This window comes from Calditrichota bacterium (assembly GCA_013152715.1).
Classification (GTDB): Bacteria; Zhuqueibacterota; Zhuqueibacteria; order Thermofontimicrobiales; family Thermofontimicrobiaceae; genus 4484-87.
The window spans coordinates 22,251-33,474 of sequence record JAADFU010000048.1 but is presented as its reverse complement, the minus strand read 5'-3'; the positions used below and the strand labels follow the sequence as shown (position 1 = coordinate 33,474).

8 protein-coding genes are annotated in these 11,224 nt (G+C 45.6%); 6 read left to right on the top strand and 2 right to left on the bottom strand.

The window, feature by feature from the left end; all coding sequences use genetic code 11:
- The first annotated feature begins 112 nt into the window (after positions 1–112).
- The 3 genes from GXO74_04340 to GXO74_04330 all read left to right on the top strand — a co-directional run bounded on the left by GXO74_04340 (position 113) and on the right by GXO74_04330 (position 2,839).
- Positions 113–958 (top strand): hypothetical protein, encoded by an 846-nt coding sequence (locus tag GXO74_04340; protein NOZ60890.1) that lies wholly within the window; start codon positions 113–115, stop codon positions 956–958.
- An 11-nt stretch (positions 959–969) separates the two neighbouring features.
- Entirely contained in the window at positions 970–2,322 is a 1,353-nt protein-coding gene (locus GXO74_04335) for an MFS transporter (GenBank protein NOZ60889.1), read from the top strand.
- Between the two features lie 226 nt (positions 2,323–2,548).
- Complete coding sequence (locus tag GXO74_04330) at positions 2,549–2,839, top strand: hypothetical protein (protein ID NOZ60888.1); 291 nt, start codon at positions 2,549–2,551, stop codon at positions 2,837–2,839.
- Positions 2,840–2,855: 16 nt separating this feature from the next.
- On the opposite strand, the gene GXO74_04325 is transcribed toward GXO74_04330, so the two are convergent.
- On the bottom strand, positions 2,856–4,823 hold the full coding sequence (locus GXO74_04325; protein NOZ60887.1) for a glycoside hydrolase family 127 protein: 1,968 nt from the start codon (positions 4,821–4,823) through the stop codon (positions 2,856–2,858).
- A gap of 179 nt (positions 4,824–5,002) precedes the next feature.
- On the opposite strand from GXO74_04325, the gene GXO74_04320 reads away from it, so the two are divergent.
- The 3 genes from GXO74_04320 (at position 5,003) to GXO74_04310 (ending at position 8,002) form a co-directional block, all read left to right on the top strand.
- A complete protein-coding gene (locus tag GXO74_04320; protein NOZ60886.1) occupies positions 5,003–5,812 on the top strand; it encodes a ZIP family metal transporter in 810 nt (269 codons plus the stop codon).
- Positions 5,813–6,055: 243 nt separating this feature from the next.
- Positions 6,056–7,234, top strand: a complete 1,179-nt coding sequence (locus tag GXO74_04315; GenBank protein ID NOZ60885.1) for an FprA family A-type flavoprotein — start codon at positions 6,056–6,058, stop codon at positions 7,232–7,234.
- 93 nt (positions 7,235–7,327) lie between these two features.
- Positions 7,328–8,002 carry an MBL fold metallo-hydrolase gene (locus GXO74_04310; GenBank protein NOZ60884.1) on the top strand — a complete coding sequence of 225 codons (675 nt, stop codon included), beginning with the start codon at positions 7,328–7,330 and terminating at the stop codon, positions 8,000–8,002.
- A gap of 68 nt (positions 8,003–8,070) precedes the next feature.
- Here GXO74_04310 and GXO74_04305 read toward each other — a convergent pair whose 3' ends face one another.
- Entirely contained in the window at positions 8,071–11,217 is a 3,147-nt protein-coding gene (locus tag GXO74_04305) for a hypothetical protein (GenBank protein NOZ60883.1), read from the bottom strand.
- Between the last annotated feature and the right edge of the window lie 7 nt (positions 11,218–11,224).

The window sequence follows — 11,224 nt, the reverse complement described above, 5'->3', positions numbered from 1 at the left end:
GGTGAAATTCTGAAGGATAAATTTGTTCCATTCATAAAGAGACCAATTACTGAGTTAGTAGAGGATATTTTGGGTTAGAAAGTGATGAATAACAATTAGATCAGAGCAGTTTATGAAAAAATGGGTTTCCGTTTTATTGACTTTTTTATTTGCAACCTCGCTTCTCGCGGGCGATATTCTCGATATCAAACAGTTCGACCCCGAAAGCAAGACAGAAATTTATAATCCGGAGAATTTATTCGAGTACATCGACGGCGGAGCAGATATTTTTCTTTCCCTTGGGTTCCAGCAATTGCAAGTTCGCGACTTTGCGTTTGATTCGCTGCAATTCACCGTGGAACTGTACAACATGGGGACACAGCTGAACGCATTCGGCATTTACAAAAGCGAACGGCCTCAAAATACACCGGGGCTTAAAATCGGCGCGGAAGCTGTTATCTCTCCGCCCTATCAGGCGATAATGTTTAAGGGCGTCTATTATGTCAAAATTAACGTTTACGAAGGAGAATTGGACTCAACGGTCGGCTTTCAGATTTTAACTGCTATTTCGCGCGCCATCAAGGGAGAAGGAAATTTTCCCGCTCAAATCAGCATCCTTCCCGAAAAAAATAAAATCCCCGAGTCAGAAGGCTACGTCCGCGAAGCATTTTTGGGCATGTCTTTTCTCAAGCGCTGCCTTTTCGCCGGATATCGACTGAACCATTCTTCTTCATTTCGCTATTTTGTTATGCTGCCAGATGCCGAGGAGGCCGCAGACGCGATGTGGCAAAAATTGGCGACTAATTGGCAAAGGGCAAAGATTGGCAATACAGAGATTTTATTCAGAAAAATTCCTTACAAAGGAATAGCCGCCGTCGTCAAGAAAAACGATTTGATTTACGGCGTAGCTGATTGCAAAACCGCTGAGCAAGCAAAAGAACAGTTAATTCGATTAATGAAATTGGAACAGAAAAACTGACTGGGACTGTCATGGCAAACATTCTCGATTTCTGGAAAACCGGGGCACCACAACCGGAATTGCAAGACAAGAAACTCATTGATCGGCTCTATCGAAAATATCGCATTTCCTCAATTTTAGCTGTTACCCTCGGCGCTGGTTTCGCCTACACCTGCCGGCTGGGAATGTCCGTCGTCAAAAAACCGCTCATCGACGCCGGCGTTTTTTCTGCGGAGCAGTTGGGAATTATCGGCTCGGCGATATTTTACGGTTACGCTGCCGGGAAATTTTTCAACGGCATTTTGGCGGATTATGCCAACATCAAACGATTCTTTGCCACCGGCGTACTGATATCGGGACTGATCAATCTTTTCATGGGCTGGTCTCCCCTGCTCTGGGTATGGATTATTCTCTGGGGCGTAAATGGCTGGTTCCAAGGATTCAATGCGCCGTCGGGAATTGTGACGTTAACGCACTGGTACAGCAACAGCGAGCGCGGCAGATATTACGGCATCTGGTCAACAGCGCACGGGATCGGCGAAGGTCTAACTTTTGTGGGAATCGCCGCGGTTGTCAGCGCCTGGGGCTGGCGATCCGGATTTTGGGCTGCTGGTTTTGTGGGAATTTTCACTGCCATCGGTCTTTATCTGGCGTTACAGGACAGGCCACCGACGTTAGGCCTGCCGCTTATTGCAAAATGGCGCAATGACCCGATTACGCCAGTCACCGGAGCGGACGGGACAGAAAAAAAGACGCGCCAGGCGCAAATCTCCATTCTCAAAATCCCGCAAGTTTGGCTCATCGGCATGTCGAGCGCGCTCATTTACGTCACGCGCTACGCCATCAATAGCTGGGGCGTGCTCTATTTACAGGAAGCAAAAGGATTCAGCCTGCTCAAGGCCGGCAGCATTATCGGCGTCAATACCTTTGCCGGCATTATCGGCGCCGTCAGTTTCGGCTTCATTTCCGACAAAATATTTCATGCCCGACGTCCGCCGGCGAATTTGATTTTTGGCATTTTTGAACTGGCAGCTCTCTCGATTATCTTTTTCACGCCGCACCCAAGCACGAAACTGCTCATTGCGGCATTCCTGATCTATGGTTTTTCACTGAGCGGACTAATCACTTCGTTGGGCGGACTTTTTGCCGTGGATATTGCCCCCAAAAAAGCAGCCGGCGCAGTCATGGGTTTTGTCGGAATTTTCAGCTACGTCGCTGCGGCAATTCAGGAATGGATCAGCGGCACAATGATCGAGCACGGAACAACGATGATTAATGAAACGCGGCATTATGATTTCCACAAAGTGATAATTTTTTGGGTCGGCGCATCGGTAGTGTCTTTGATTCTTTCCACCATGTTATGGCGAGTTCGCCCGAAAGATTGATTTTAGCGAACGAAAAATAAAGTGGCGAAGTTTTTCAAAAATTGCAAAATCTTCGCCACTTTTCCCCGGCAAGGTTCCGCAAAAAAAATTCATTTTTTCCCTTCCACGTGATGCAACTCACTTCTTTTTTGAGAAATCATTCTTACATTTACAATGAAATTTCACTGGGGAATCATAAATCCACTTTTCTTTCACCATTGAACGAGAAAAGCACCAAGGGGAACACATGGAAAAATTCATCAAATTTAAAGATCACGTCACCGTGAAAGACCTGGTAAAAGTGATCAAAGATGACAGAATCATCATCTTGCGTTTCTCTCAAATGACAGAAACAGTACAAGTGCAAATTTTAGCTCGGCTTTCTGATCGGGAAATCCAGCAGGCATTTCTCCCATTTGAAATTGAAAAAATCTATCACGAGTATCATCCGTATCCTTTGAGGAACGGCAAGCTTATGCTACAACCGCTTCGGTCTTTCTTTTCAATTTTCAGGAAGATTTTTGCTTTTGCAAGATAATTCAGAAATAACATTATCAATGGCCTTTCTCATCCCACGGAAACCAGACTGCCATCTCCCCTTTTCCGCGATGCGCCCAGGCATAGTAGGGAATTGCAGTGAAAGTTTGTTCTTTCTTTTCAATCGATCCATTTTCTTTTTTTGAAAATGTAACGGCTTGTCCCTTTAACATGCCAATTCCGTGAAGCAAATCAGGCTTGAAATGATAAGTTAAATGCACCTCTTTCGGCAAAACGAGGTTCAAAACATGACCGTCATTATCGACTCCTTCGGCGCAAAAAACGATTGGCCCCCGCTCAAGTGACATTTTTCCGCGATCTTCGGCCACCCTTTCGTGCGCCACAACCTTACGAATTTTCATCGGCAGAATTAATTCAACACTATCCGCAGCTTGCCACTTCCGGTTAATCGTGGCGTATCCTTTGTCGATCTGGTAAATAATTTCTTCGCCATTCAGCAGTAAAGGCGGCTTTTTATTGATATTTGCCAAGTAACGATACAAATCGCTCGGAACAGGACTATTTTGCGCCCAACCAGGGATGCGAATTTTCAGAGAAAATTCTGTTGATTCTTCAGGAAAAATCTGAAGAACGATTTTACCTTCCCAGGGATAATTCGTTTTTTGCTCTAACTCAATTTCCTGTCCCCGATGTTCAATTTTTGCTTTTCCTTGAATGAATAGGTTCACGTAAATAGCATTATTGTCTTCGGCATAAACATATCCCGGCAATGACGGCAAAAATCGAACGACATTCGTGGGACAACAGGAACAATCAAACCAGGGACTGCGCTGATGATCGCCGCATGATTCCAGCGGATTGGGGTAAAAAAATTTCTTCCCGCTGAGACTGACCCCAGAGATAAATCCGTTGTACAACGTTCGCTCCAGCACGTCGATATATTTAGCGTCGCCGTGCAGCAGGAACATACGGTGATTCCACATCATGTTGGCGATAGCAGCGCAGGTTTCGTTATAAGCGGTGCGATTGGGCAGTTCGTAATTGTCGCCAAAAGCCTCGCCGTCAGATCGGGCGCCGATTCCGCCGGTGATGTACATTTTTTTTGAAACGACATTTTCCCAAATTTTGTCAATTGCATTTAAATAACTTCTGTCGCCAGTCAGCGCTGCCACATCCGCCATCGCTGAATACATGTAACCCGCGCGTACGGCGTGCCCGACAGCCTCGTCCTGTTCCACAACCGGTTTGTGGTCTTGCGTGTATTCCGCAGTAAATAAATCAGTGTACAATTTCCGGCCTCGCTCGTAGCCGCGCTGATCGAGAAAAAATTTTGCCAATTTCAAATAACGCTCATCGCCGGTGACGCGGTATAATTTCGTCAGACCTATTTCTATCTCCTGATGCCCGGGCGGATCGTGTCGCTTGCCCGGACCGAAAACGGAATCGATCAAGTTGGCATTTTTGATCGCCACGTTCAAAAGCGATTTCTTTCCGGTCGCCTGATAAAATGCCACCGCCGCTTCGTACATGTGCCCCACGTTGTACAGTTCATGGCTGTGGTTCAAATATGACCAGCGCGTTTTTCCTGTTCTTGGAGGCAAGTTTTCAGGATTAATTGTTCTCGCCGTGTACAAATAGCCGTCATCCTCCTGCGCCGCAGCAATTTTTGCAATCAAATCATCCAGATATTTTTCCAGTTCAACGTCAGGATACAGACTCAATGAATATGACGCCCCTTCGATGACCTTGAACACATCGGAATCATTGTAGCGGATGCCGACAAAATCTCCTTTCGTCAAACCGCCGGCTTTGGCAAAATTATCTATGCGCCCGGTCTCTTCGCATTTGCGAAAATCATAGGGAACAGTTACCGTGCGATTGGTCTCCAGCCGCGGCGCCCAAAAGTTGTCAGTTAGTTTGACGTCAGTGAAAGCTACCGGTCGGATGGGATAATCCCGACGCACATTTTTGGAGCAGGAAAACAGAAAGAATAAGATGCCGAAAACAAGAAAATATTTTTCCATAATTCCACCTTTGAATTTTCAGGAGTCGTTTTGAATTATTGTACAAAATTTTCCTTTTTAATACAACACTTTTTTGAATTCTTTGATGAAAAATGAGTTGAAATTGATATTTCACTTGACTTTTTCAATCAATTTTGGTTTATTAAAACAAAAAAAATATCGCAAAGGAAAAACAACAAATGGAATGGTTCCAAGGATTAAATCCAATTTGGCAAGCTTTTGTCGCCACGATTTTCACCTGGCTGGTAACTGCGGCGGGCGCTGCGTTAGTTTTTGTTTTCAAAACAATCAACCGCCAAGTCTTGGACGCGATGCTCGGCTTTGCTGCCGGAGTGATGATCGCTGCCAGCTACTGGTCTCTGCTGGCGCCTTCCATCGAAATGGCCGCAGAAGGAAATCTCCCGGCCTGGATTCCGGCAGTTGTGGGATTTTTGCTCGGTGGGGCGTTTCTGTGGGTCGTCGATCACATCTTGCCTCATCTGCATCTTGGCTTTCCCATGGAAGAGGCGGAAGGAATTCACACCCAATGGAAACGCAGCGTTTTGCTGGTTCTGGCGATCACGTTGCACAACATTCCTGAAGGTTTAGCCGTGGGCGTCGCCTTTGGTGCTCTCGGGGCAAATCTGCCCTCTGCCTCGCTCGCTGGCGCCATTGCTCTCGCCATTGGAATTGGCATCCAGAATTTCCCCGAAGGAACCGCTGTCTCTGTGCCACTGCGCCGTGAAGGAATGGGGCGTCTGAAAGCCTTCTGGTACGGTCAGCTCTCCGGTTTCGTGGAGCCAGTCGCCGGCGTCATTGGCGCGGCAACAGTGCTTTTCGTCAAACCAATTCTGCCTTATGCGCTGGCGTTCGCTGCCGGAGCCATGATTTATGTCGTCGTTGAAGAACTGATTCCGGAGTCGCAATTGGCAAAAAACACCCACGTCGCCACTATTGGCACAATGGTCGGTTTCGCCGTGATGATGATGCTCGACGTGGCGCTGGGATAAAATTGAATTTTGTCCTAACCGATTCTTTGTTGTTTTTTTCTTGACATTGTACGAGTATTCCGTTATATTCAGTTGCGAAATTCATTCTTTCTGCTTTTTAGAAATATTCATTCAACTGATGCCAAATTTTCAGATTAAATCTTTGCATTTTCTACCAGAACAATTAGTTTGCCAGCAAAATAAAACAATAGCAGCAATATTTTTGTAATTATTTTATAAAATAACAATATATTAGGAGAAGCTATGAAAGCGAGAAAAATAAAAGACAGAATTTACTGGATGGGTGCTGTTGATTGGGACAGACGGCTGTTCGATTCTCTCATTCCGCTGCCGGATGGGACAAGCTATAATGCCTATCTGATTCAAGGAAGCGAAAAAACGGCATTGATCGACACGGTGGATCCGGCAATGGCGGACGAATTATTTCAGCAGCTCGAAGAAATTGACAAAATCGATTACGTTGTGTCGCTCCATTCGGAACAGGATCACTCGGGAACGATTCCGCAGGTGCTCGCCAAGTACCCGAATGCAAAACTCATCTGTAGCTCCAAAGCAAAGGGCATGCTCATGAACCATCTCCATGTCGCAGAAGAATTTTTCATCACTGTCGAAAACGGAGAAACAATTTCTCTGGGCGACAAAACTCTTGAGTTCATTCATACGCCCTGGGTTCATTGGCCTGAGACAATGGTTGCTTACCTGAAAGAAGACAAGATTCTATTTAGTTGCGACTTCTTCGGTTCTCACATTGCTACCACCGACCTTTTTGTAACCGACCAAGCCAAGGTCTGCGAAGCGGCAAAACGCTATTTCGCCGAAATTATGATGCCGTTCCGAAATATCATCAAAAAAAATATTGAAAAAGTTACCACCCGTGAACTGGCAATGATTGCTCCGAGCCACGGTCCTATTTACTCGAATCCATCGACAATCATTGAAGCCCACAAAGAATGGGTTGACGAGACTCCGAAAAATGTTGTAGTTCTGCCCTTCATTTCCATGCACGATAGCACCAGACAAATGGTCGATTTTTTAACGTCTTCACTGGTGGAAAAAGGCGTCACTGTGGAAAAATTCAATCTTGCTGTGACAGATATCGGGAAATTAGCAATTGCGCTCGTCGACGCTGGCACAATTGTCGTGGGCACACCGACAGTTTTGGTAGGGCCACATCCCCTTGCCGCTTATGCCACTTTTCTGGCAAATGCTCTGCGTCCCAAAGCCAAATTTATTTCTATCATTGGCTCTTACGGCTGGGGCGGGAAAACAGTGGAGACATTGGCAAACATGATTTTCAATCTGAAAGTCGAAGTCATCGATCCCGTGCTTGTGAAAGGTATGCCCAAACAAGAGGATTTTCAAGCGCTGGAGAAATTGGCGCAAACCATCGCCGATAAACACAAAGAGCTTGGTTGGCAATAAAACATTCGGAATCTCATTCTTTCCGTCGTTTCAAGTTTTTTTTCGAAGCCCAATTGAGGCGGCGGATTTTTATTTTGCAGATTGGATCAAAAGATGAAAATTCAAACCATCAAAGTCGGCGTTGATAATTGCTATCTCATCGGAGAAAAAAGCCAAATATTGGTAGATGCCGGCATGCCGGGAAAATTTTCAAATTTCGTCAAAGGTCTGGAAAAAAGACACGTGAATCCTGACAACATCAAATTAATCGTCATCACGCACTGCCATTGGGACCATATTGGCTGCGCTAAAAAAATTAAAGATTTAACCGCAGCTAAAATTCTTGTCCACGAAAACGAAGAAAAATTTCTCGCGAATGGAATAGTTGTCATGCCTCCGGCAGTGACTCGTTGGGGAAAAATTTTCGCTACATTCCTGAAAAGCCTCACTAAAAATCTAAACCTCGATCCCTGCTCAGCAGACATCATTCATCGGGGAAAGAATTTTTCTCTACAGGAATACGGCATCGAAGGCGAAGTCATTTTCACGCCAGGGCACTCTCCCGGCTCCGTTTCCGTGGTACTCGATTCGGGCGAGGCGTTCGTTGGCGACATGGCGATGAATGGTCACCCGCTCACAATCAGGCCCAGTCTGCCGATTTTTGCCGAGAATCTGGAGCAGTTGAAAAATAGCTGGAAAAATTTAATCGACAGAGATGTCAAAATGATTTATCCGGCGCATGGAAAGCCATTTCCCATTGAAAAGCTGAAGAAAAAGCTGAATTTTTGACTCGCAATTTTTCAATCGTCCTGGCTTTCACCAGCTAAAAATTTGCCAGAATGTGACCATTTTCTTTTTCAAGGCAAGTTTTTCAATTCCACATCAAAAAACCGATTCGGCTCAAAAATTGTTACGTAGCGCTGATGTCCCTTTTCGTCCATCATCACTTTAAAGCCGATGTTCACGCCAATTTCCTCGCCTTTTTTCAACGCCAGTCCTAAAAATTCATTCTTATAAATTTTCAAAAAAATGAGATAGCTGTTATCCAGGAGTTGGATTTCATGCTCAAATTTCACTTTTTTCGCCAACTCGGTATCGTGAAAAGGCCAGCGATCCGGCCGCGAGCAATTTACAACTTCAATTTTCGCGGTCAGCGTCGAGTCATTTTCCGGCGTGAGATAAAAACGCAAATTGTCTCTGCCCAAAAACCAGCCGTCAGCGTCGCTGTCGAGCATCAGTTTGACCGGAGCCAGGCGGTCTGTCTTGAAAAAAAATGTTACCGCCGAACTGTCCCAGGCAGCGAAGACTTCGGCGTGAATTCGTTTGTCTGTCAGTCGGGCAAATAAAAATTTTGCGGCTAAGTTGTCAGCGGAAAATGTTGAGTCCACATAAAATATTCTCGGCGGGAACGGATACAGCGGATAAGGATCATCAGCGTCGCCGATGCCATCGCGATCAGTGTCAGGACTGAGCAAATCAGGAAAAACGGCAGCGCCGCCGTAGGTTTCGCCGCAACCTTCGACGATCCAGTTGGAAAATTTAATTTCATCGCCATCAGCCACGCCGTCGTGGTCGTAATCCCGGAACAGCGGACTTGTTCCCAGCCTCTTTTCATCGACCGGAACGCGCGGATCATTGTCGGGAATGCCGTCCATGTCTTTGTCGTCAGCGAAAACCATCTCGCCGTATTTCAAGTCAAACCATTTTGCCTGGTCCCAATTTCTCAAAATCCAGGCATTGCCGTCAAAATGCTCGCCGAAATGAGCCGCCGTCCCAATTGTCGGAGAGAAATGATTGAACCAGTACTCGGGATAGCCGCTGAGCAGAAAAAGTTCGTCCAGTTGATGGTGAAACTCATGCGCCATCAGCCAGTTATTTCCGGAAAAATGATTGGCATGAGTGACTTCCCAGTAAGAAAGACCAAATTTTCCGTTCGCGCTCAAGCCAGAGGTAAAGCCACCACCTCGACCGCGAAGAAAATACTCACCTTTTTCCTCATCAAAATCGCGCACGCACGCCAGATACAACACCGATTTAAATTGCTCTACTTTGTAGCCAGCGTCCTCGATCGCCTGCTCGACCATTTCCTCGCGCGGCGGGTACCACCATTCGCTGCCAAAAAGTTGATGACGAAAATAGTGCTTCTTCACCACAATAAATTTGTTGTCGAGCCACAAATTCATGCCCGAATTCATCCAATAAAATTTGACGCCGTCATTTATTTGCGCTTTAATGCGGTTTATTTCATTTTCCGACAAATCCGGTAACGGCGGAAAATCCGTCTTCCATTTTGCCGTATCCAAAACATTGGTGAAAATGATCGTCACCATGGGAATGCGCCAGAAATGCTTTTTCCCGGAATCCGGCGGCGTGATGAAAACGAACGGTTTTGACCATTTTTTCGCTTTCGGAATTTGAGGATAGGTTGGGGAAATGGAAAAATGGTAAACCGTTGATGTCGGCAAATTTGCCAAAACGAATCTGTGCTCTATTTCTTCATTGCCTATTTTCTGAAAAATGACGGAGTCATTTTGGGTGACGCGAATCCCAGCTTTCTGTTTTTTCCCCGAGCCAAAACGGATGCTCGCATTCCTGTTCGGCGAAAACTCAACCACCGGCGAAATCTCTGATAAATCTTCATCAAAAATAAAAATCTTCCCTTGCAGGGGATCGCTGACATAAATTTTATCATGCCGATCAGCGGCCAAGCCGGACGGATGAAAATCAGCCAACAGCTCTCCGTGAAAATTTTTGATGAATTTTCCGTTTCGTGCAAACAGCCGAATTTCCCGATCAGCGGTAACGTAAATGAATTTTTTGTCTACCAGAATATCTTTCCCGATGCCGGCATGAAAAGAAAAATTTCCGAGATTTTCAATTTTCTCTGAATTCCATCTAAAAATTTCCACCCGATGAGTCCCATTGTTGAGGACAAAAATTGAGTCGTCCCGCACATCAATCGCTGCGGGATTTTCCAATCTACCTTTGCCAAAATCTGTCATTTTTTTCAAATTTTCATCAAAAACGAACACCTGCGCTTCTTTGCGATCAATGACGTAAATACGACGCTCGTCATCGACAGTCACATCTCCGGCAGCCGCTAATTTATCTGCCCCGCCGGTCATGCGCAGCCATTTTCCTTGGCGACTGAAAATATGAATTTTTCCGGCAGCCGAGTCACTGACAACAAAATCACCGTTAGCGAACATGGCAATGCTGGTAGGTTTGTTCAATTGACCACGCATTTTTTCCGGCGCGCCGATGGTCTGCAAAACTTTGCCGCTAAAATCAATCTTGTCCACAATGCCCTGCGCCGTTCGAGGAAAAACAATCTTTTTTCCTTCCGCCAGAACAAAACGATCGATCCAACTCAAATTATGAATTTTCTTTTTCATGGGCAAGATTTTAAGTTGCACATCGTCAAATGCTATTTCTCCGCCAGAAGATTGCAAGCCGCAAAATCCGCCGGTGAAAGACAGCGGCTCATCGGAAGCAAGCGGAGAATCATCCAGAAAAATAGAGAAAGTTGATTTTTCCTGATTAACGAGCAGACGTATTTTGTGCCAACGAGAAAAATTTTGTTTTTTCAAAATGACATTGTGCGTACTCTCATATTCGCCGTTCACAAACCTGCCCACCAGCATTGTCGTCTCCGATTCGAAACGACACATGTGCGAAAATTTCGTCGCATTCAAGTCGCGGCTGTGGAAAAAGAATCCCGCTCCGGGAGTTCCGCTAATGACGCGGAATTTGAAGGACAACTCAAAGGATTCGTTCAAATAAAAATCCAGCAGCGCGCCGCAATCGTAGTCCGAACTCGTCTGAAAAAATTTTCCATTCTCGACGTGCCAGTCCCCTTTTGTGATGTGCCAATCTGGCGCGCCGGGCGAACCGTTCTGGTAACTCTGAAAATTGTCTGAGAAAAGAATATTTTTCTTCCCACCGGCAAAAATACTTCCTGCCAAAATGAAGAACAAAAATGTCACCCATGCCAGACGCTTCATTTTTCTC

What these genes read in the sequence shown, in the direction of transcription:
- GXO74_04320 (NOZ60886.1), top strand. Translation starts at nt 5,003, where the DNA reads ATGGAATGGTTCCAAGGATTAAATCCAATTTGGCAAGCTTTTGTCGCC.
- GXO74_04330 (NOZ60888.1), top strand. Translation starts at nt 2,549, where the DNA reads ATGGAAAAATTCATCAAATTTAAAGATCACGTCACCGTGAAAGACCTG.
- GXO74_04310 (NOZ60884.1), top strand. Translation starts at nt 7,328, where the DNA reads ATGAAAATTCAAACCATCAAAGTCGGCGTTGATAATTGCTATCTCATC.
- GXO74_04305 (NOZ60883.1), bottom strand. Translation starts at nt 11,217, where the DNA reads ATGAAGCGTCTGGCATGGGTGACATTTTTGTTCTTCATTTTGGCAGGA.
- GXO74_04325 (NOZ60887.1), bottom strand. Translation starts at nt 4,823, where the DNA reads ATGGAAAAATATTTTCTTGTTTTCGGCATCTTATTCTTTCTGTTTTCC.
- GXO74_04315 (NOZ60885.1), top strand. Translation starts at nt 6,056, where the DNA reads ATGAAAGCGAGAAAAATAAAAGACAGAATTTACTGGATGGGTGCTGTT.
- GXO74_04340 (NOZ60890.1), top strand. Translation starts at nt 113, where the DNA reads ATGAAAAAATGGGTTTCCGTTTTATTGACTTTTTTATTTGCAACCTCG.
- GXO74_04335 (NOZ60889.1), top strand. Translation starts at nt 970, where the DNA reads ATGGCAAACATTCTCGATTTCTGGAAAACCGGGGCACCACAACCGGAA.